Origin of the sequence: Synechococcus sp. BO 8801, assembly GCF_002252675.1 — a bacterium.
Classification (GTDB): Bacteria; Cyanobacteriota; Cyanobacteriia; order PCC-6307; family Cyanobiaceae; genus Cyanobium.
Map to the genome: position 1 here is coordinate 279,229 of NZ_NQKY01000002.1, position 18,149 is coordinate 297,377.

The window sequence follows — 18,149 nt, forward strand, 5'->3', positions numbered from 1 at the left end:
TCCGCGGCGGGGCAGCGGACCGCTCGGGCCCCTTACCTACCCTGAGCCCATGGCAGATGCAGATATCCGCTGGCGCCAGCGGTTTGACAACTTCGAACGGGCCTTGCAGGTGCTGGCACGCGGTGTTGTGCTGGCGCAGCAGCGCCCGCTGAGCGAGCTGGAGCAGCAGGGGCTGATTCAGGGATTCGAGTTCACCCATGAACTCGCCTGGAATCTGCTCAAGGACTATCTGCCGTATCAGGGAATTGAGGGCATCATTGGATCATGCGATGCCACGCGCCTGGCCTTCCAAAGTGGTCTGATCGAAGATGGGGAGGGCTGGATGGCGATGATCAAGGCCCGCAACCAGTCTTCGCACACCTACAACCTCGAACAGGCCAAGGCGATCGCCCACGACGTGATCGTCCGCTTTGCGCCGTTGTTCGACGCCCTGCGTGTGCGCTTCGCAGCACTCAGCGAATCCCGGCCATGATCAGCACGGCCCCGCTGGCGTCAGGCCAGGCCATCGGCCTACCGGATTCGGCCGTGGCGGCCATCCAGAGGGTGCTCGCCGGCTACCCCGAGGTGGAGGCTGCAATCCTCTACGGCTCCAGAGCCCTTGGCTGCCACCGCCCGGCCTCCGACATCGATCTCACCCTGACGGGTCACGCCATCCGCAACGCCACCCTGGCCCGCATTGATGCCGATCTCGATGATCTGCTCCTGCCCTGGGTGATCGATCTTTCCGCACTCGCCGCCATCAGCCATCCCGCCCTTCTGGACCACATCCAACGGGCCGGCGTGCTGCTGTACCGACGCTCGGATCGGCCAGCCTTCCTGCCTGACCGTCCGTGTGGCTACTTCTAGTTTAGTCTGGTCTGGTTGAGATGCCCGTCGCCATGGTGTCCCGTCCCAGCCGGGTGGTGAACATGCTCGAAGCGAAGACCCACCTCTCACGCCTGGTGGAAGCGATCGAAACCGGCGCCGAGGCCGAGGTGGTGATCGCTCGCAACGGCCGGCCCGTGGCACGGCTCACCAGCCTCCAGCCGCCCGAACGACCCCGCCGGCTCGGCATCGCCCGCGGCCAGTTCGTGGTGCCCGAGTCGATCGATGCGGCCAATCCCTTGATCGCCGATCTGTTCGAGCAGGGCTGATGCGGCTGCTGCTCGACACCCACACCTTTCTCTGGGCCATCACCGATGACCCGAAGCTGGGGCCCCTCAGCCGTGAGCTGATCACCAACCAGGCCAGCGCGGTGGTTCTCAGCCATGTGTCGCTCTGGGAGATCGCCATCAAGCACACCCTGGCCCGCGGCGACATGCCCCTGTCGGCCGGCGAGGCCATCGCCTGGGTGGAGCCATCCGGCTTCGCGTTCCTCCCCATCGACCTTCCCCATCTGCTGGCACTGGAACAGCTGCCCCTGCATCACCGCGATCCCTTCGATCGCCTGCTCGTCACCCAGGCCATCAGCGGCCCCTTCACCCTGCTCAGTGCCGACGCGGCGTTCGCCGCCTATGGCTGCCCGCTGCAGGACGCCCGCGCCTGAAGCCGCCTCCGCCAGAGCCCCCGAATCAGCCCGGAGTCCCCGGCGGTGCGCTCACCAATCGCACCAGCAGCTCGGCGTAGGCCTCCCGGTCCACCGGGGCCACCTCGCGGCCGTGCAGCAGGTCCTGCATCAGGATCAGGTGTACCAGGGCGCCCATGAACAGCCGCGCCCGCAGCTCCGCCTCCGCTGCTCCGGCGATGGCCTCGAACAGCGCCGTCACCCGGCCCACGCCGGTGCGCTCCAGCTGGGCCAGGAAGGTCTTGGCCAGTTCGGGGAACCGCTCCGACTCGGCGATCACCAGCCGCAGAAAGTCCAGGAACTGGGGTTGGCTGTGGCGGCACTCCAGGCAGCGGGCCGCCAGTTCCCGCAGGGCCGCGGCGGGCTCGGCCGGCAGGGCCTGCTGGGCTGAGGCGCCGAACAGTTCGCTGAGGCGCTCGCCCACCATCGCCTCGGTGAGGGCGCGGAACAGGGCCTGCTTGTCGGCGAAGTGGCCGTACACGGTGGCCTTCGAGACGCCCGCCGCCGCGGCGACGCGGTCCATCGAGCTGGCGGCGTAGCCGTGCTGCAGAAATTCGCGCCGGGCGCCGTCGAGAACGGCCTGACGCTTGTGCTGGCTGCGCCGCTCGCGGGCGCTGGGGCCGGAGGTGTTCCTGGGGACGGCAGCGTCACCACCGGCATCGGCTGGGGGCATGGCGCGTCCTGCTCAAAAAAACTGAACTGAACCGTATAGTAACTGCAGATGGGAGGGGCGCGATGGTGGGGCGGCGGACGCAGCTGGGGCTGGTGGCGGCGGGCGGGGCCGTGGTGCTGGCCCTGGGCGTCGGCCTGCTGCGCCGCGCCACGCCGCCGCCGCCGCCGGTGGTCGAGCGGCCGATCCGCACCGTCACCGCCCTGGGCAGGCTGGAGCCAGTCAGCGCCCTGCGCACGATCGCGGTGCCGCTCTCGGGCGCCGGCCAGCCCACCCTGCAGGCCCTGCTGGTCGACCGCGGCGATGCGGTGCAGGCCGGCCAGCTGCTGGCCCTGCTCGACAACCAGCCCCAGCTGGAGGCTGCCGTGGCGGCGGCCCGGGCCGAGGTGAACCTGGCCCGTTCCCGGCTGGCGATCGCCCGCGCCGATGCCGGCAGCGGCGAGGACGGCCAGCAGGCCAAGGTGCGCTCCCTGGAGGCCCAGCGGCGCACGGCCGCCACCGAGGCCGCCCGCTACCAGAGCCTGTTCACCAGCGGTGCCGTCTCGGCCGAAGAGCGCGACAACCGCCGCCTCAGCCTCGACACCATCACAGCCTCGCTGCAGGAGGCCCGGGTGCTGCTGGCGCGGCAGCAGGCGCGCAGCACCGCCGGCGACGGCGGCGTGGATCTGGATGTGGAGGCCTCCCGGCGCGTGCTGGAGCAGGCCCAGGCCAACCTGCAGCGCGCCATCGCCGCCCGCGACGACAACCTGATCCAGGCGCCGATCGCCGGCACCGTGCTGCAGGTGTTCGCCCGGGCGGGCGAGGCTCCCGGGGCGGCGGGAATCCTGCAGCTGGGCCAGACCGGGCGGATGCAGGCGGTGGCGGAGGTGTACGAGAGCGATCTGCCGCGGGTGCGGCGGGGGCAGCCGGTGCGGATCACCAGCCCGGCCCTGACCCAGCCGCTGCAGGGTCGGGTGGAGCAGATCGGCGCGATCGTGCTGCGCCAGAACCTGATCAACACCGATCCGAGCGCCAACACCGACAACCGGGTGGTGGAGGTGCGCGCCCCGCTGACGCCGGAGAGCAGCCGGCGGGCGGCGCGGTTCACCAACCTGCAGGTGCGGGTGGTGATCGGGCCATGAGAACTCCGCTCGGCTGGCTGCAGCTCCGCCACGACCGCGGCCGCTTCCTGGTGGCCCTCGCCGGCATCGCCTTCGCCGATCTGCTGATGTTCATGCAGCTGGGCTTCCAGGCGGCCCTCTACGACAGCAACACCCGCCTGGATCGCGCCTTCCGGGGCGATGTGGTGCTGATCAGCCCGAAGGCGCTGAACCTCCAGAACCTCTCCACCTTCCCCCGCCGCCGGCTGTTGCAGGCCCTGGATGTGCCCGGGGTGGTGGAGGCCCAGGGGCTCTACATCCGCACGGTGAACTGGCGCAATCCCCAGACCCTGCAGAGCGCCACGGTGCAGGTGCTGGGCTTCGATCCGGATGCCGATGTGCTGCGATTGCCGGAGGTGCGGGCCCAGGCCGATCGCCTCAAGCTGCCCGACACGGTGCTGTTCGACCGGGGCGCCCGGGGCCGCTATGGCGAGGTGATCGCCCGGCTCGATCGCGGCGAGCCGGTGACCAGCGAGATCGAGCGGCGCACCATCGCCGTGGGCGGCCTGTTCCGGCTGGGGGCCTCCTTCGGGGCCGATGCCACCCTGATGGCCAGCGACCAGACGTTCCTGCGGATGTTCCCGCGGGCGAAGGCCGGCAGCATCAGCGTCGGGCTGCTCACCCTGGCGCCGGGCGAACCGGTGGCGCCGGTGGTGCGGGCGCTGCGGCGCCACCTGCCGGACGATGTGCAGGTGCTCAGCCATGCCGACTACGTGCAGTTCGAGGAGAACTACTGGCGGGTGGCCAGCCCGGTGGGCTTCATCTTCGGGCTGGGCACGGCCATGGCCTTCGTGGTGGGGGTGGTGATCGTCTACCAGGTGCTCTCCACCGATGTGAATGCCCACCTGCAGGAGTACGCCACCTTCAAGGCGATGGGCTTCCGCCAGCGCTACCTGCTGCTGGTGGTGGTGGAGCAGGCCCTGATCCTGGCGGCCCTGGGCTTCATCCCCGGCGTGCTGATGCCGCTGTGGCTGTACGCGGTGGCGGCGAAGGCCACCAGCCTGCCGATCGCCATGACCCTGGGGCGGGCGAGCACGGTGTTCGTGCTGACGCTGGTGATGTGCCTGGCCTCGGGGGCGATCGCCACCCGGCGGCTGCAGGCGGCCGATCCGGCCGAGCTCTTCTGATGGGGACCGGCGCCATGGCCAGCGCGATCGTGATCGAGGGGCTCAACCACCACTTCGGGCGGGGCGCGGTGCGGCGCCAGGTGCTGTTCGACGTGACGCTCGAGGTGGCCGCCGGGGAGATCGTGCTGCTCACCGGCCCCTCCGGCTCCGGCAAGACCACCCTGCTGACACTGATCGGCGGGCTGCGGTCCGCCCAGGGGGGTGTGCTGCGGGTGCTGGGGCGGGAGCTGGTGGGGGCTTCGCCGCTGCAGCTCACCATGGCCCGCCGAGAGCACGGCTACATCTTCCAGGCCCACAACCTGCACCGCAGCCTCACCGCCACCCAGAACGTGCGCATGGCGCTGGAGATGCGCGGCACCCTCAGCGACGGGGAGATGGATCGGCGCGCCAGGCGGCTCCTCGAGAGCGTGGGGCTGGGGGATCACCTCGATGTCAAGCCGGACCAGCTCTCGGGCGGACAGAAGCAGCGGGTGGCGGTGGCGCGGGCCCTGGTGGGGGAGCCGCCGCTGCTGCTGGCCGATGAACCCACCGCCGCCCTCGACAGCCACTCCGGCCGCGAGGTGGTGCTGCTGATGCAGCGGCTGGCCCGGGAGCAGGGCTGCACGATCCTGCTGGTGACCCACGACAGCCGCATCCTCGACATCGCCGACCGCACCCTTTCGTTGGAGGATGGCCGGCTCTGCTGATGGGGCGGTAGGTGAACGCCGAACTGCCGCCGGTTGGACGCGGCGTTTCACCAGGCCTCGCTGTTGGAGCTCTGTCGCGTAGCCCGATAGGTCAGGGTGTTTCCTTGCTGGAGTTGGGCGGGACGGTGTCACCCCATCTCGCCGGACAGGTGGAGATCCTGCACATTCAGGGTGAGGATGGCTGAGAGCCACGCGTTGCTTCGTGCCCCCCGTTGTTGTCCGTCGAGCCGGCCTCACCGATCTGGATGTGATCGTTCCGCTGTTCGACGGTTATCGCCAGTTCTATGGCCAGCCGTCCGAACCGGATCGCGTCCGCGCGTTCCTGAAGGAGCGGCTGGCCCAGGGCGACTCGGTGCTGCTGATGGCCGAAGCCGATGGGCTGGTGCTTGGTTTCACCCAGCTCTATCCGTCCTTCTCCTCGGTGTCGATGGCGCCGATCTTCATCCTCAACGACCTGTTCGTGGTGCCCGAGACCAGGCGCTCGGGGGTGGCCCGCCTCCTTCTTGATGCCGCCGTACGCCACGGCCGCGAGGCTGGCGCCATCCGCCTCTCCCTCTCCACGGCCCACACCAACACCGCCGCGCAGGCGCTGTACACCTCAGCCGGCTGGAAGCGCGACGCGGTGTTCTGCGTCTACCACTACGGCCTTTCCCGTTGATCGGGAACGGCAAGTCCGTCGCAACTGACCACCGCCCACCCAGGTCCCATTAGAGGCCCTGTTCCCGGAAGAAGCGCTGCATGGCGTCCTCGGCCTGGGTCACCTGGGCCGGGGTGCAGGCGGAGGTCTTGCTGAACTGTTTCCCGGCCTTGTTGAAGTTGACCCGGCAGGCGCCCTCAAACTTCACCTGGCGGATGCCCAGCAGCAGCTGCACGATTTCCGGCGGTTTCGCCGCGGGCGCGGTGGGTGTGGTGCTGCTGGCTTCCTTGCCGTAGGGGGCGGGATCCCAGAAGACGAAGATCGACTGGTTGGCCAGTCGGTACACCTGGCCGCGGTTGGCCTCCAGGATCTCGCGCCTGGCCGGTTCCCCTTGCTGATCGAAGTAGGCGTTGGGGGTGCTCTCGTTGGGCTTGAGTTCGATCCTCTGGCCGCCCTTGAGCTCGATGCTGACGAATCCCTGCCGCTGGGAGAAGGTGCACAGCCCGGAGGAGGTGGCCTTGTCGTCCCCGGCGGGGAAGACATCGCAGCGGGCCTGCACGGTATCGGCCAGAGCCGGCGCCGCCGCCACCACGGAGGCCAGGCCCAGCAGGGAGGCGGCAAGGATCGGGAGTCGGCGCATCGGCAGGGTGGCTACTGCCCTGAACGTACTCATCGCGGCGGTGGGCGTCCGTGTGCAGGCCGGATCGGGGTGAAAGGGCCCCCTGGTGTCGCTAGCAGTGCCCTGAGAGGCGCCGCGCAGTGATGGAGACGATCGCAACGGAGGGCGCAGCGGAGGGCGTCCGGGGCCCGCGCGTCCGTCCGACGATCCGCCTGGGGATCGCGCTCTGGATCGCCTACAGCGCCCTGGCCGGAGTGCTGCAGTTCCGCACCGGCATCCCCTACACCGATTGGTTCAAGACGGCCGGCAATGCCTTCGCCACGGCGGTTGTTCCCCTCAGCCTCGGCGGCCTGGCGCTTCTGGCCTTCACCCACTGGTGCCGTTGGGACCATGTCTGGCGGGATCCCGTGCGACTGCGCTGCACCGGCCTGATGAAGCTGTCGATGCTGGCCTGGATGGCCATGATCGCCTTCCGCCTGGTGGGCATCCAGTGGAGCGCGGTGCCGCCGGACCTGCTCCTGGCCATCCTCGCCGCCGGCGTCGGCGTGGGCTTCGCCGAGGAGTTGCTGTTCCGCGGCCTGTTCCTGCGCTGCCTGCGCCAGGGGGGCCGCTCGGAAGCCACCGCCGCGATCTGGACGGGCGTCTGCTTCGGGCTGTTCCACCTCCCCAACATGGCCATGGGGATGGGCTGGATCGGTGCGATCCAGGTGGTGCTGGCGGCCCTGAGCGGCATCCTTCTGTATGTCTTCCGCCGCTACACGGGCCTCATCTGGCCGGCGATGGTGGCCCATGGCCTGTGGGACATCTCGACCTTCCTGGCCGGTGGCTATGCCTACCCGTGGCTCTCGATGGCCTCCGTCGCAGCCCAGGGGGTGTTCGTGGTGCTTGGCCTGCTCGTCTACGTGGGCCTCTACCGCAGCGACAGGGACACGGTGGTGCTGCCTGGCCCCCCTCACACCACCGCCAGCGCCGTGAGTGAACCGCTGTAGCCGGTGATCTCGACGAGGGCGTCGCTGGCGGCCTGGAAGCCGGCGGTCCCGTCGTTGAGGGCCAGGAAGGTGCGGCTGCCGCCGCCGGCGGCGGCCAGGGTGAAGGTGGCCCCGCCGTTGGCGGCGAAGCTCGCGGGGGTCAGCACGGCGGCCAGGGCGGTGGGGGTGAGGTCGGCCACGGCCCCCAGTTCGCGCAGGGCGGCGGCCGACACCGCCAGGGGGCCATCGATGCGGTCGCTGCCGATCACCAGATCGGTGATCTGGTCGGGGGCGCCCAGCAGGGAATCGCGCAGGCTGGCGAGGCGGAACGTGTCGGCGCCCCCCAGCCCGGTGAGCGCATCGGCTCCGGGGCCGCTGCTGAGGGCATTGGCGGCGGCGTTGCCCGTGAGGAAGCGGGGGTTGGCGGCGCTGAAGGCCAGCCGGCCGGCGCCGCCGAACAGGGCCGCCGCGGTGAGGGCGCCGCTGTGGCCCAGGGCCCGGCCCTGGCTGGCGTTGAAGCCCACGGTGACGCTGCGGCCGGGCTGGATCGCGCTGGCCCAGGCGTCGCCGCTGACGGTGTGGCGGAACAGGCCGCCCGCCAACGCCGTGCTGCTGATCCGCACCCCCCAGGGCGTGCCGCTGGGCCGGTGCGGGCTCTCGAAGCTGAAGTTCCAGCCGTTCAGCGGCGCCGCCCCGGTGTTGCTGAGGGTGAGCTGCACCGTCATGCCGCCGGTCCAGATCGAGCCCCCCACCACCACCGCCAGATCCGGGCTGGAGGTGCGCGGGATGCCGTTGAGGCTCGCCGGCAGCGGGGCGCCGGGGGTGGGAATCGGTGGCGGCGGTGTGGGAGTGGGAGTGGGCGTTGGGGTCGGTGTCGGTGTTGGCGTTGGTGTGGGCGTCGGCGTCGGGGTTGGTGTCACCGGAGTTCCACCACCGCCCGGCCGCACCGTGATTCCGGGCAGGGCGTCCAGCTGGGCGTCAGTGAGCGGCACGCCGCCGCGGCGTTCGACGCTGCGGGCGAAGGCGCCGGTGAGGGCGGCGTTGTAGTCGAGGGCCACCTCGTTGGCGACGAAGTCGTCGCGGCGGTCCTGGTAGGCGAAGTCGTTGGCGCTGGTGGGGCCGCCCACCAGGGCCCCGTAGAGGGTGTGGGTGTTGGGCTGGCCGTTGCGGAACCCGTCCCAGCCCACCCCCGAGGCCGCCCGGTGGTGGGGCTGCCGGGGCGCATTGGCCCCGAAGCCCACCAGATAGCTCGACTGGCGCGGATTGGCCCCGAGGATGTAGTCCACCGTTCCCTGCGAAAGACGGCCGTAGGCGCCGCCCGGATCGCGCACGTTGTCGGCGTAGACATCGGCCAGGAACGCCGTGTTGGCGGCGTAGCGCAGCGAACCCCACTGGCTGATGTGGCGCAGGCCGCCGGCGCTGATCGTCACGCCGTTGCCGCCGCTCACCCAGTTGTTGAGCCAGCCCTCCACGTCCTGCTGGATGCGGGCCGAGCCGGTGTCCTCCGCCAGGATCACCGCCGTGGCGTAGGAGGCGTCGTCCCAGTTGCCCGTCCAGCCGCGCGAGAGGCCGCCGATGCTGCCGGTGTAGATGGAGAGGGCCTTGTCCCGGTAGGCCGTGCCGTTGCCCCCCGCCGCGCCCACCGCCCGCGACAGCCAGGCGGCGCCGTAGGCCAGCTCGTCGTTGTAGCCGCTCCAGGAGTTGTAGAAGGAGCGCACCTCCGGGATCGCATCGGCATAGCTGCCCCGGTAGCGGTCGGCGAAGTCGTAGAGGGAGCGGGCGCGGTTGAGCAGCACGTCGGCGTAGGCGGCATCGCCGTTCTGGCGGAACAGCACCGACGCCGAGGCCAGTGCCGCCGCCGAGCCTGCCGCCACATCGGAGCCGGGCTTGCTCGGCGTCACCGCCAGCGCCGGCCGGGCGATCGTCTGGCTTTCGGGGGCGCTCCAGAGGGCGTGGTCGGCCCCGGCATCACCCACCTGGGCCACGAAGTAGAGCGTGGTGCCGGCGGCGTCGACGCCGTGGGCCTTGAGCAGGTAGTCGGTGCCCCAGCGCACCGCATCGAGCAGCTCGTCGGTCTGCCCGGTGACGGCATAGCCATCGGAGAACTCGATCCCGCCCCAGGCGAGGGTGGCGAGGGTGGAGGCCAGCGGCAGCCCGAACTTCACGTGATCGCCGGCATCGTGGTAGCCGCCCGTGAGGTTGAGCGTCAGGCCGCTCTGCAGGTTGGCCGCCGTGCGCCCACCGAAGTACACCCCGTCGGCCCCGTCCCGCAGGCCGGAATCGCCGCGCCAGTCGATCCGCTTGCGGGCCTCGTCGAGGTCGCCGGAGCGCTGGGCCTCATAGAAGAGGAAGCTTTTCTGCAGGGCCTCGGCGTAGTTGAACCCCACACCGGTCAGCGGATCGACGGACGCCATCGCTCAGAACAGATCACCCCCAACGGTTTACGGCGCCCCACCTGTCCGGGGCGACCCCCTTCGGAGGGTGGTTGGCGGCGCGCCGGAGGGTGATCGGCTGCAGGGGCGCGGGGCGCGGGCGGCTCAGCGCAGCCGGATCAGGCCCTGCCGCAATGCCATCACCAGCGCCTGCAGCCGGTTGCGGGCGCCCATGTTCTGCAGCAGCCGCTTGGTGTACGACTTGGCCGTGCTCGGGCTGATCATCAGCCGCTCGGCGATCTCCCGGTCGGTGAGGCCGTCGGCCAGGCCCTCGAGGATTTCGTAGTCCCGCGGGCTGAGTTCGCTGATCGGCGCCGGCACCGGCAGGCCGCGCATCGAGGCGCTGCGGAAGTGGTGCCCGCCCAGCGCCGCCAGCACCGCCGCCTGCAGGGCGCCGCTGCGGAAGGTCATGTCGCGCTCCGCCACCAGCCCATCCACCCAGGCCGCCCGCACCAGCGCCGGGTCCTGCACCGGGGCGGTGCCGATCACGATCACCTTCAGCTGGGGATGGCGCTCCTTCACCGTGGCGGTGAGGCTGAGCACGTCGCCGCCCTCGAGGCTGTCGGAGCACACCAGCAGCCCGTGGGGCTGCTCCGCCAGGCGCCGCAGGCAGCTTTCAGCGTCGGTGACGGCGCAGCCGATCAGGCCGTAGCCGAACAGCCCCACCGTGTAGCGCAGCAGCAGCGGCTCGTCGCCCATCGCCAGCGCCACCCGCGGCGGCACATCGGTGGCGATCAGGGCCCGGCGCATCACCGCCCGCCGGACCTGGACGACGGGCAGATCGGTGGTGAAATCCACGGGGACCGGCGGGTGCTGTGGGGCAGGCTATGGGGATGGAGCAATTCGGGGCGACAGTTCGGAGCCGGCGGCGCGCCCTGGCGCCCCTGCTGCTCGCCGGCGCCCTGCTGCTGACCGTGCGGCCGGCCCTGGCGGAAGGGGAACCGGCCGGCGTCACGGTGCGGACGCTGGTCCAATCCACCCGGTCGTGGAACGGCACCCCCCTGCCCGCCTACCCCAGCGGCCAGCCGGAAGTCACCGTGCTGCACATCACCATCCCGCCGGGGGTGGCGCTGCACATGCACCAGCACCCGGTGATCAACGCCGGCATGCTGATCCGCGGCCGGCTGCTGGTGACCAGTGCGGCCGGCGCCAGCGTGCAGCTCCAGGCGGGCCAGGGCTTGATCGAGATGGTGAACCAGCCCCACTACGGCACCAACAACGGCACCGAACCCGCCGAAATCGTGGTGGTCTACGCGGGGGTGAAGGGCCAGCCGATCACCGTGCCGGCGCCGGCGACAGGCCCAGCCCGTTGATGGGGGCCCCTCGCCGAAGGGCCGTTGCCGAAGGGCAGCTGCGCTGAAGGGCTCTGGGGCTTGATCGGCGACCTTGATGTCTCTCTCGGAGCTCGGAGCAGACCTGTACAGGCTGTACAGATTTGTGCACTGCCCTGTTGAGCCCCTGCCGCCCCCCGGAAGCCCCGCAAGTCCAGGAAGTCCCGGAAGGTCGTCAGCCCCAAGCCTTGGGTTTGGTGTTGGATGGGCCCCAGTTCTGCGCTGGGAGCTGGGCCGATTGGTCAGGCATCTCCGTCCCCTCCTGGCTGGCCTCCTGGGCGCCTACGTGCTGGTCTATGGCGTGGCCCGGGTGTCCATCTTCCACGCCGTGGAGCGTTACGGCGGCCCGGAAGGGAAGGGGCCCCCGCGGCAGGACTTCATCACCCGGCGCGACCGTCCCCCCGGGGACAGCTGGGAGTACTGGCTGTTCCTGCCGGCCATCCGGGTGGAAGAGGCCAGCCTCGCTTTCCTCCACAACCGTTAGCCGTTGGCCCCCCCCCGACCCGCTGGTCGATCTGCACCGGGATGCTGAGCGGCACTGGCTGGCGGAGTACCCCGAAATCGACCAGGCCTCGGCCAAGGTGGCCAGCTGGAACGGCACGGCCACAGTGAGGCCGCCCGAGCCATCGTCAGCGCCGAAGGGCACGAGATCCTTCTCGACGAATCCCACAACGCCCATGTCGGCTACGGAATGGATGGGGCCCGCAGGCGCGAAAGCCCGCTGCCGCTAGGCTCCTGAGGGCCTTGATCGGAGCGGGAGGATGGTGCCCCGGAACACGATCTGCCTCTGGTTCGACGGCACCGCGCTGGAGGCGGCCACGTTCTATGCCGAAACCTTCCCGGACAGTTCGGTGGGAGAGATCTTCCGGGCGCCGGCCGATTATCCGTCGGGCCAGGAGGGTGATGTCCTGACGGTGTTGTTCACCGTGGCCGGCCTCCCCTGCCTGGGCCTCAATGGCGGCCCGGCGTTCAAACACAGCGAAGCGTTCTCCTTCCAGATCGCCACCGACGACCAGGCCGAAACCGATCGGCTATGGAACGCGATTGTTGGCAATGGCGGCGAAGAAAGTGCCTGCGGCTGGTGCAAAGACAAATGGGGCCTGTCGTGGCAGATCACCCCGCGCGCCCTCACCGCCGCCATCGCCGATCCCGACCGGGCCGCGGCCCGACGTGCCTTCGAGGTCATGATGCAGATGACCCGGATCGACATCGCGGCGATCGAGGCGGCCCGCCGCGGGTAGGGTCCCCGGCGGCGCCGCCAGTCCTCACCCATGACCCGCCAGCCGATCGTGATCCTCGGGGGTTTCCTGATCAGCCCCGAGGCCTATGCCCCGATGGTGGCGCGGCTGGAGCAGCTCAGCGGCCAGCCGGTGCGGCTGGTGCCGGTGGGCAAGCCCGAGTGGCTGCTCACCGTGTTCGCCTTCGCCTGGGCCGGGATCCTCGATCGAGTGCAGGCCACGGTCGCCGAGCTGGCCCGCCAGTCCCCCACCGGCAAGGTGACGCTGATCGGCCACAGCTCCGGCGGCATCATGCTGCGGCTGTTCCTGGATGACGCGCCGTTCCAGGGGCGCCGCTACGACGGCAAGGCCCTGGCCGACACCCTGGTGATGCTGGGCAGCCCCCACACCGCCCTCAAGGCCACGGTGCTGCGCCGGATGGTGGCGGAGCGCCTGCCCGGATGCCCCTTCGCCGATCGGGTGCGCTACGTCTCCGTGGCCGGCGACCTGGATCTGCAGGAGGCCTCCCCCATGGCCCAACGCCTGGCTCCCACCGCCTACCGCAACAGCACCGGTGATCCCACAGGCCGGGGCGACGGCCTGGTGCCGGTGGCCTCGGCCCTGCTGGAGGGGTCCACCCCCATGGTGCTGCCGGGGGTGGCCCATGGCGGCGCCTTCGGCCCCTCCTGGTACGGGAGCGCCGACGTGGTGGAGCGCTGGTGGGGCGCCGCCGTCAGCGCGCCCGGGGGTTCCCCCGGGTCGTCGCCTGCTGGCGCAGTTCACTGACCACGCCGCTGCGCTTGAGGGCGCTGATCGCCTGGTCGATGCGGTCGGCGGTGGCCACCGGCAGACTCGGCGCGTAGGCGAACGCCTGCGACTCGGGCCGGATTCCCTCCAGCGCCAGGCTGGGCAGGAAGCCCTTGGCCTCCTCCTGGAGCAGCAGGTAGCTGAGCTGCAGGTTGTCCCCCAGCAGGGCGTCGACCCTGCGCTCGGCCAGCAGTTGGCCCCCCTCGCTGATGCTCTTCAGGGGCACGATCGTGGCCCTGGGGCCGGGACTGGAGGCGTTGAGTTCCTTCAGCAGCGACTCGCTGACGGTGCCGCTGCGCACCCCCACCCGCAGGCCGCGCAGATCGGCCGGCGAGCGGATGGCGCCGCTGGCCGTGTCCTGGATCTCCCCGGCCACATTGACGGTGAGATAGCCCACCAGCAGCGACGCCGAGACGATCCGCACCAGGTAGGCCAGGATCACGATCCCGTTGCCGCGGGTGGTGGTCACGATCGTGTTGCTGCCCGGCCCGGTGGCCAGCACCTGGAACACCTTGCTGCAGTGGCGCAGGGAGCTTCGCCGGCTGACCGGAACGGGATGGGTGCGCACCTCCAGGCGCAGGGTGAGCCAGGTGAGCGCCGCGATCGCCAGCAGGTAGCCGCCCAGCAGCTGCAGCAGGGTCGGCGTCAGCAGGGCCGTCAGGAAGGAGCGCCCCAGGTCCAGCCGGCTCTTCACCACCATCACCGCCAGGCCGTCCTCCTGGAAGGGGAGGCTGAAGCGGTAGCGCTTCAGGCGGTCGGGTGAAACGTTGATGCAGCCCACCGCCACATCCACCTTGCCCTCGCGGCTGGCCTCCAGCATCTGCCGCACCGACGGCCACTGGGAGACGACGTAGGGGATCTCCTCCAGCGTGGCCACCCGGTTCCACAGATCGACCCCCAGCCCCCGCCAGACCCCCGCCTCCCGGTAGCTGCAGGGCGGCGAGCCATCCACCAGGCCCACCCGCAGCACCGGTGCCGCCGCCGCCGCACCCGGCAGGGCGATGGCCAGCACAAGGGCCAGGGCGGGGGCGAGGCCCCAGCTGAGGCGTCTCATCAGGGCGCCAGCCTGGCCTTGTGCAGCCGGCTCTTCTCGTACCAGTCGGCGAATTCCGGCACCCACTGCTGCAGGTGGGGCCACATCAGGTCGCAGAGTTCGCGGATCTCCTGCTGGGCATCGAGCTTGGCCCGCAGGTCGAGGAAGTGCAGGAAGGCCCGCAGGGTGAAGCTGACCACGAAGTGCTGGCGGTAGTCGAACGGCAGGATGCCGCGGGCGTGCTCCTCGGCGTAGCCCGCATCGAGCAGGTCGCGGTAGCGCGCCGCCGCCGCCCGGCAGAGCTCGAGATCGATGGCCCGCTGCCCCTCGTCGTAGAGGTACTTCTTGCCCTGGCGGTCGCTGTAGGGCCCCACCGGCCGCAGGTAGAACACCTCCTCCAGGTCGAGCTCGCCGTTGGCGGCCCGGCGGATGCGGTCGCCCGTGTAGCGCATCGACTGCACGTCGAAGCTCACCCCCACCCGGTGGGTGCGGGCCTGCTGCATCACCGAATGGGGGAACCAGCCCACGTTGAGCACGATCTGGGCGTGCTCCAGCGGACCGTAGTGGCCGCGCTCACCGGCCAGCAGCCGCTTGACGCAGATCTCACCGGCCTTGCGCTCGTCTGGCCAGTCGGCCCGGTCGGCGGCCACGAACCCCTCGCTGTAGTCCTGGTGCATCCCGGCATAGACGCACTGCTGCGGGTTCGGCGTGGCGGCGATCAGCTCGACCCGGAAGCGGGGATCCATGGGCAGGGTGCGGGGGAAAGGAGCGGGGTGGCGGCCGATCAGCCGTGGCTGCGGGGACCGGCCTGGGGGGTGGGCAGGGCGGCCGCCTGGGGAGCGGCGCCCTCGGCCCCGGCCGCCTCCGGCAGGCTGCTCACCGCCCCCACCCCCGCCAGCAGGGGCAGGGGCTTGCCGTCGACCAGGGCGGTGGTGAGGGCCTCAAGCTCAGGGCCGCTGCGGGCGCCGAGCGAGCGACCCACGGGGGAGCCGGCGGCGTCGAAGAGCTCCAGCTGGGGGATGCCGTTGACGTCGTAGCGCTCCAGCTCCGGCTGCCAGCGGGGATTGTCGACATTGAGCAGCACCACATCCATCCGGCCGTGCTGCTGGCGCTCGATCCGCTCCATCGCCGGCGCCATCGAGCGGCAGGCCTCGCACCAGTCGGCGTAGAACTCCACCAGGGTGGGCCGGCCGTCGGCCAGGGCCACGTTGAACTCGGGCGACTGGCGGGCGAGGCGCTCCAGGGGCGCTTCCGGATGCAGGCCGCCCCGCAGCCACACCATCAGCACCACCAGCACGGCCGCCACGGCCGCCAGCACCATGCGCTCGGTGCGGCCGAGGGCGGAGGGGGGGGGACTGCCCGACGGGGCCATGGGCGACGGCGACACGGAACGGCGCCCACTCTGGCAGCGTCGGCCCACCGTCAGCGTCGACCCTCCCACCGGGCGCCTGCGGGCGGGGGCTGGCCCCGGACATCGTTGCTAGCGTCAGCTTTCCCGGCCTGGAGCGGTGAAACGGCGCCTCACTCTCCATTTCCCCTCCGAGGCGGTGCACCAGCCGATCACCTACCGCCTCGCGGTCGATTTCGACATCGCCGCCAAGATCCTGCGGGCCCAGATCGCCCCCAACCAGAGCGGCACCATGGTGGTGGAGCTCTCCGGCGACATCGACGAGCTCGATGCGGCGGAGGACTGGCTGGAGAGCCAGGGGCTGGGGCTCAACCGCGCCCCCGGTGAGATCCGCATCGATCCGGAGCGCTGCGTCGACTGCGGCATCTGCTCCAGCGTCTGCCCCAGCGGCGCTCTCCACTACACACCGGTGACCCAGCGGCTCCACTTCGAGGCCTCCCGCTGCCTGGTGTGTGAGCAGTGCATCCCCAGCTGCCCGCTGGAGGCCATCACCCTGGTGCTGCAGCCATGAAGGACATCTTCCGGCTGATGCTGCTGCCGCTGCAGGCGCCGATGCTGCTGGTGCTGATGGGGGTCAGCACCTACCAGGGCATGCACTGGAGCCATGCCCTCGAGACAGGCGGCACCCAGATGCAGGAACTCACCACCCTGGTCTGGTCGGCGGAGTGTCTGCAGGCGATGTTGATCGTGTTCGTCTGCACCATGCCCGACCTGGTGATCCGGCAGCTGTCGATCGTGATGGCCGCCAGCCGGGTGGTGAGCCTGGTGGTCACCCTGCTGCTGGTCACCATCGGTGGCCTCTACCTGCTGCACCTCAACGTGCTGGCCAACGTGCTGATCATGGGCTCGGCGGTGCTGCTGGCCCGGCTCGATCTCCTGCGGGTGCGGGTGGTACCGCCACCCCTGGTGCTGGCCGGGGTGCTCGCCCTGCTGGTGCTCGGCGGCGCCAACTTCGGCCGCCTGCTGGTGCGCTGAATCAGCAGCCCGGTTCGCTGCCCTGCTGGTAGCTCCAGACGTTGCCCAGCACCTTCTTCACGTACAGGCGGGTCTCGGGATAGGGGATCGCCTCCACCCACAGTTCCGGGTCGCTGCGCAGCTGGGGGTTCACCCAGCCGGCCACGGCGCCGGGCCCGGCGTTGTAGCTGGCCACTGCCAGCAGGGGGTCCCCGTCCCACTGGCGCAGCATTTTCGCCAGGTAGCGGCTGCCGAGGCTGGCGTTGCCGGCCGGGTCCTCCAGCACCGACTCCGGCACCGGCCCACCGGCCAGCTCGGCGGCGGTCTCCGGCATCAGCTGCATCAGGCCCGTGGCCCCCACCGGCGAGCGCACCGCCGGGGTGAAGCGCGACTCCTGCTTGGCCACCCCCAGCAGCAGCTCCATCGGCAGCCCGCCCTGGTTGGCGGCCGCCCGGAAGGCCGCCTCGAAGCGCAGCGGATGCAGGCTGCGCTCCAGTTCCCGCTCCAGGGCGCACTGGTTGCCGTCGAGCTTCAGGCTGGCCTGCTCCAGCAGGCCGAAGCCGGTCCAGTCGTCGCCGACCCCCTGGCGCAGCCGCCCCTCCAGCAGCAGCTCCCGGCTGCCCTCCGGGGCGCGGCGCCCGCGGCGGTGGCGCCAGGTCTCCCAGGCCTCGGTGCGCTGGTCCAGTCGCCAGAGCCGATCGAGGGTCGCGTCGCCGCTGGCCAGGGGCCGCCAGCCGCTGCCCCCTCCCGGGCCTTCGGCACCGGCCGGCAGGTGGGGCCCGGCGCCCAACTGCAGATCCCCCTGGCCCAGGCGCACGGCGGCGCGCCAGCCGTAGTAACCGCCGGGATGGCGCCGCAGCAGCGCCTCCCAGGTGGCCCGGGCGGCGGCGCCGTCGCCGAGCTGCTGCTGCACGAAACCGATCCAGAAGCTCTGGCGGGCGGCCAGGGGTGGCGGCAGTTGGTCTGTCGGGATGGCCTCCAGCAGGGCCTTGGCTGCCCGCCAGCGGCCGGCCAGCAGCCGCTCCCGCACGAGATCCCACTGCAGCGTGCGGCTGGCGGGGTCGAGGGGCCAGCGGCGCAGCAGCTTGAGGGCGGCGGCGTCGGTGGCGGGATGGGGGCCGTCTCCCTTGGGTTCGGCCTCCTGGATCCGCCGGGCCAGCACCGGGGCGCTGTCGCGCCAGCGGGGCGGCAGCCGGGCCAGGGACGCGGCGGCGGCGGGGCTGCCCTGTTGGGCCAACAGACGCACGGCCGCATCGGCCTCCGGGGTGGTGGGGGCGCTGCGGACCAGATCCAGCAGCAGCCGCTCCGCCTGGCCCTGCTGCTGCTCGTTCCCCGCCAGCAGGGCCCGGCCCAGGCTCAGCCGGCCGCTGACCCCCAGGCCGTTGAGGCTGGAGCCCAGGCAGCGCAGGGCGCCCTCGGCATCGCCCAGTTCGGCCAGGCCCTCCGCCAGCTGCCCCCGCTGCTGGACGCTCAGGTCCGGGCGGTCCTCCTTGCAGACCTGCCGCAGGCGGGCTTCGGCGCCGGGCCAGCGGGCGCCCCAGCGGGCCAGGTGCAGGGCGCCGCGGCGGCGTTCGGCCG

At 71.2% G+C, this 18,149-nt stretch carries 23 protein-coding genes; 15 read left to right on the forward strand and 8 right to left on the reverse strand.

Going from position 1 to position 18,149, the window contains the following annotated elements; genetic code table 11:
• Positions 1 to 49 precede the first annotated feature (49 nt).
• From CJZ86_RS02875 to CJZ86_RS02890, 4 genes are read left to right on the forward strand one after another with little or no spacing between them, the layout of a single operon-like run.
• A complete protein-coding gene (locus CJZ86_RS02875) occupies positions 50 to 472 on the forward strand; it encodes a nucleotidyltransferase substrate binding protein (protein ID WP_094584438.1) in 423 nt (140 codons plus the stop codon).
• Positions 469 to 846, forward strand: a complete 378-nt coding sequence (locus CJZ86_RS02880; RefSeq protein ID WP_094584439.1) for a nucleotidyltransferase domain-containing protein — start codon at positions 469 to 471, stop codon at positions 844 to 846. Before CJZ86_RS02875 ends, CJZ86_RS02880 begins: the two co-directional genes overlap by 4 nt.
• Positions 847 to 878: 32 nt before the next feature.
• Complete coding sequence (locus CJZ86_RS02885) at positions 879 to 1,133, forward strand: type II toxin-antitoxin system Phd/YefM family antitoxin (protein WP_094584476.1); 255 nt, start codon at positions 879 to 881, stop codon at positions 1,131 to 1,133.
• Positions 1,133 to 1,525, forward strand: a complete 393-nt coding sequence (locus CJZ86_RS02890) for a type II toxin-antitoxin system VapC family toxin (protein WP_094584440.1) — start codon at positions 1,133 to 1,135, stop codon at positions 1,523 to 1,525. The genes CJZ86_RS02885 and CJZ86_RS02890 overlap by 1 nt, the downstream gene beginning before the upstream one ends.
• A gap of 25 nt (positions 1,526 to 1,550) precedes the next feature.
• Here CJZ86_RS02890 and CJZ86_RS02895 read toward each other — a convergent pair whose 3' ends face one another.
• On the reverse strand, positions 1,551 to 2,216 hold the full coding sequence (locus CJZ86_RS02895) for a TetR/AcrR family transcriptional regulator (RefSeq protein WP_094584441.1): 666 nt from the start codon (positions 2,214 to 2,216) through the stop codon (positions 1,551 to 1,553).
• Positions 2,217 to 2,278: 62 nt separating this feature from the next.
• On the opposite strand from CJZ86_RS02895, the gene CJZ86_RS02900 reads away from it, so the two are divergent.
• From CJZ86_RS02900 to CJZ86_RS02915, 4 genes are all read left to right on the forward strand, one after another.
• Entirely contained in the window at positions 2,279 to 3,334 is a 1,056-nt protein-coding gene (locus tag CJZ86_RS02900; RefSeq protein ID WP_094584442.1) for an HlyD family efflux transporter periplasmic adaptor subunit, read from the forward strand.
• Complete coding sequence (gene devC, locus CJZ86_RS02905; RefSeq protein ID WP_094584443.1) at positions 3,331 to 4,479, forward strand: ABC transporter permease DevC; 1,149 nt, start codon at positions 3,331 to 3,333, stop codon at positions 4,477 to 4,479. Before CJZ86_RS02900 ends, devC begins: the two co-directional genes overlap by 4 nt.
• A 14-nt stretch (positions 4,480 to 4,493) precedes the next feature.
• A complete protein-coding gene (locus CJZ86_RS02910; protein WP_094584477.1) occupies positions 4,494 to 5,165 on the forward strand; it encodes an ATP-binding cassette domain-containing protein in 672 nt (223 codons plus the stop codon).
• 202 nt (positions 5,166 to 5,367) lie between these two features.
• Positions 5,368 to 5,823 (forward strand): GNAT family N-acetyltransferase, encoded by a 456-nt coding sequence (locus CJZ86_RS02915; RefSeq protein ID WP_094584444.1) that lies wholly within the window; start codon positions 5,368 to 5,370, stop codon positions 5,821 to 5,823.
• Between the two features lie 49 nt (positions 5,824 to 5,872).
• On the opposite strand, the gene CJZ86_RS17060 is transcribed toward CJZ86_RS02915, so the two are convergent.
• A complete protein-coding gene (locus CJZ86_RS17060) occupies positions 5,873 to 6,442 on the reverse strand; it encodes a hypothetical protein (RefSeq protein WP_198960057.1) in 570 nt (189 codons plus the stop codon).
• A 122-nt stretch (positions 6,443 to 6,564) separates the two neighbouring features.
• Between CJZ86_RS17060 and CJZ86_RS02925 the strand changes: the two genes are divergently transcribed.
• Complete coding sequence (locus CJZ86_RS02925; protein WP_094584445.1) at positions 6,565 to 7,410, forward strand: CPBP family intramembrane glutamic endopeptidase; 846 nt, start codon at positions 6,565 to 6,567, stop codon at positions 7,408 to 7,410.
• Here the strand turns inward: CJZ86_RS02925 and CJZ86_RS17480 are convergent.
• Together CJZ86_RS17480 and CJZ86_RS02945 are read right to left on the reverse strand one after the other, a co-directional pair.
• Complete coding sequence (locus CJZ86_RS17480) at positions 7,374 to 9,803, reverse strand: glycoside hydrolase family 9 protein (protein WP_143594021.1); 2,430 nt, start codon at positions 9,801 to 9,803, stop codon at positions 7,374 to 7,376. The genes CJZ86_RS02925 and CJZ86_RS17480 overlap by 37 nt on opposite strands.
• Before the next feature lie 123 nt (positions 9,804 to 9,926).
• Positions 9,927 to 10,619, reverse strand: a complete 693-nt coding sequence (locus CJZ86_RS02945) for a helix-turn-helix transcriptional regulator (RefSeq protein WP_094584446.1) — start codon at positions 10,617 to 10,619, stop codon at positions 9,927 to 9,929.
• A 29-nt stretch (positions 10,620 to 10,648) separates the two neighbouring features.
• On the opposite strand from CJZ86_RS02945, the gene CJZ86_RS02950 reads away from it, so the two are divergent.
• From CJZ86_RS02950 to CJZ86_RS02965, 4 genes are all read left to right on the forward strand, one after another.
• A complete protein-coding gene (locus tag CJZ86_RS02950) occupies positions 10,649 to 11,134 on the forward strand; it encodes a cupin domain-containing protein (RefSeq protein WP_094584447.1) in 486 nt (161 codons plus the stop codon).
• 256 nt (positions 11,135 to 11,390) lie between these two features.
• Positions 11,391 to 11,636 (forward strand): hypothetical protein, encoded by a 246-nt coding sequence (locus CJZ86_RS02955; RefSeq protein WP_094584448.1) that lies wholly within the window; start codon positions 11,391 to 11,393, stop codon positions 11,634 to 11,636.
• Positions 11,637 to 11,913: 277 nt separating this feature from the next.
• Entirely contained in the window at positions 11,914 to 12,393 is a 480-nt protein-coding gene (locus CJZ86_RS02960) for a VOC family protein (RefSeq protein ID WP_094584449.1), read from the forward strand.
• A gap of 30 nt (positions 12,394 to 12,423) precedes the next feature.
• Positions 12,424 to 13,155, forward strand: coding sequence for an esterase/lipase family protein (locus tag CJZ86_RS02965; RefSeq protein ID WP_094584450.1), 732 nt, complete (start codon positions 12,424 to 12,426; stop codon positions 13,153 to 13,155).
• On the opposite strand, the gene CJZ86_RS02970 is transcribed toward CJZ86_RS02965, so the two are convergent.
• From CJZ86_RS02970 to CJZ86_RS02980, 3 genes are read right to left on the reverse strand one after another with little or no spacing between them, the layout of a single operon-like run.
• Entirely contained in the window at positions 13,103 to 14,230 is a 1,128-nt protein-coding gene (locus CJZ86_RS02970; RefSeq protein WP_094584451.1) for a substrate-binding periplasmic protein, read from the reverse strand. The genes CJZ86_RS02965 and CJZ86_RS02970 overlap by 53 nt on opposite strands.
• Positions 14,230 to 14,955, reverse strand: a complete 726-nt coding sequence (gene thyX / locus CJZ86_RS02975; RefSeq protein WP_094584452.1) for an FAD-dependent thymidylate synthase — start codon at positions 14,953 to 14,955, stop codon at positions 14,230 to 14,232. The genes CJZ86_RS02970 and thyX overlap by 1 nt, the downstream gene beginning before the upstream one ends.
• 38 nt (positions 14,956 to 14,993) lie before the next feature.
• The gene (locus CJZ86_RS02980) at positions 14,994 to 15,581 is read right to left on the reverse strand and encodes a thioredoxin domain-containing protein (RefSeq protein WP_094584453.1); all 588 of its coding nucleotides are present in this window, start codon (positions 15,579 to 15,581) and stop codon (positions 14,994 to 14,996) included.
• Between the two features lie 136 nt (positions 15,582 to 15,717).
• On the opposite strand from CJZ86_RS02980, the gene CJZ86_RS02985 reads away from it, so the two are divergent.
• Entirely contained in the window at positions 15,718 to 16,128 is a 411-nt protein-coding gene (locus CJZ86_RS02985; protein ID WP_094584454.1) for an NIL domain-containing protein, read from the forward strand.
• Complete coding sequence (locus CJZ86_RS02990) at positions 16,125 to 16,592, forward strand: hypothetical protein (protein WP_094584455.1); 468 nt, start codon at positions 16,125 to 16,127, stop codon at positions 16,590 to 16,592. The genes CJZ86_RS02985 and CJZ86_RS02990 overlap by 4 nt, the downstream gene beginning before the upstream one ends.
• Position 16,593: 1 nt before the next feature.
• Here CJZ86_RS02990 and CJZ86_RS02995 read toward each other — a convergent pair.
• The coding region (locus CJZ86_RS02995) for a transglycosylase SLT domain-containing protein (RefSeq protein WP_094584456.1) at positions 16,594 to 18,149 on the reverse strand (1,556 nt) is incomplete at its 5' end.

Coding starts and splice junctions, on each gene's coding strand:
- CJZ86_RS02875 (WP_094584438.1), top strand. CDS start 50: ATGGCAGATGCAGATATCCGCTGGCGCCAGCGGTTTGACAACTTCGAA.
- CJZ86_RS02880 (WP_094584439.1), top strand. CDS start 469: ATGATCAGCACGGCCCCGCTGGCGTCAGGCCAGGCCATCGGCCTACCG.
- CJZ86_RS02885 (WP_094584476.1), top strand. CDS start 879: ATGGTGTCCCGTCCCAGCCGGGTGGTGAACATGCTCGAAGCGAAGACC.
- CJZ86_RS02890 (WP_094584440.1), top strand. CDS start 1,133: ATGCGGCTGCTGCTCGACACCCACACCTTTCTCTGGGCCATCACCGAT.
- CJZ86_RS02895 (WP_094584441.1), bottom strand. CDS start 2,216: ATGCCCCCAGCCGATGCCGGTGGTGACGCTGCCGTCCCCAGGAACACC.
- CJZ86_RS02900 (WP_094584442.1), top strand. CDS start 2,279: ATGGTGGGGCGGCGGACGCAGCTGGGGCTGGTGGCGGCGGGCGGGGCC.
- devC (WP_094584443.1), top strand. CDS start 3,331: ATGAGAACTCCGCTCGGCTGGCTGCAGCTCCGCCACGACCGCGGCCGC.
- CJZ86_RS02910 (WP_094584477.1), top strand. CDS start 4,494: ATGGCCAGCGCGATCGTGATCGAGGGGCTCAACCACCACTTCGGGCGG.
- CJZ86_RS17060 (WP_198960057.1), bottom strand. CDS start 6,442: ATGCGCCGACTCCCGATCCTTGCCGCCTCCCTGCTGGGCCTGGCCTCC.
- CJZ86_RS02925 (WP_094584445.1), top strand. CDS start 6,565: ATGGAGACGATCGCAACGGAGGGCGCAGCGGAGGGCGTCCGGGGCCCG.
- CJZ86_RS17480 (WP_143594021.1), bottom strand. CDS start 9,803: ATGGCGTCCGTCGATCCGCTGACCGGTGTGGGGTTCAACTACGCCGAG.
- CJZ86_RS02950 (WP_094584447.1), top strand. CDS start 10,649: ATGGGGATGGAGCAATTCGGGGCGACAGTTCGGAGCCGGCGGCGCGCC.
- CJZ86_RS02960 (WP_094584449.1), top strand. CDS start 11,914: ATGGTGCCCCGGAACACGATCTGCCTCTGGTTCGACGGCACCGCGCTG.
- CJZ86_RS02965 (WP_094584450.1), top strand. CDS start 12,424: ATGACCCGCCAGCCGATCGTGATCCTCGGGGGTTTCCTGATCAGCCCC.
- CJZ86_RS02970 (WP_094584451.1), bottom strand. CDS start 14,230: ATGAGACGCCTCAGCTGGGGCCTCGCCCCCGCCCTGGCCCTTGTGCTG.
- thyX (WP_094584452.1), bottom strand. CDS start 14,955: ATGGATCCCCGCTTCCGGGTCGAGCTGATCGCCGCCACGCCGAACCCG.
- CJZ86_RS02980 (WP_094584453.1), bottom strand. CDS start 15,581: ATGGCCCCGTCGGGCAGTCCCCCCCCCTCCGCCCTCGGCCGCACCGAG.
- CJZ86_RS02990 (WP_094584455.1), top strand. CDS start 16,125: ATGAAGGACATCTTCCGGCTGATGCTGCTGCCGCTGCAGGCGCCGATG.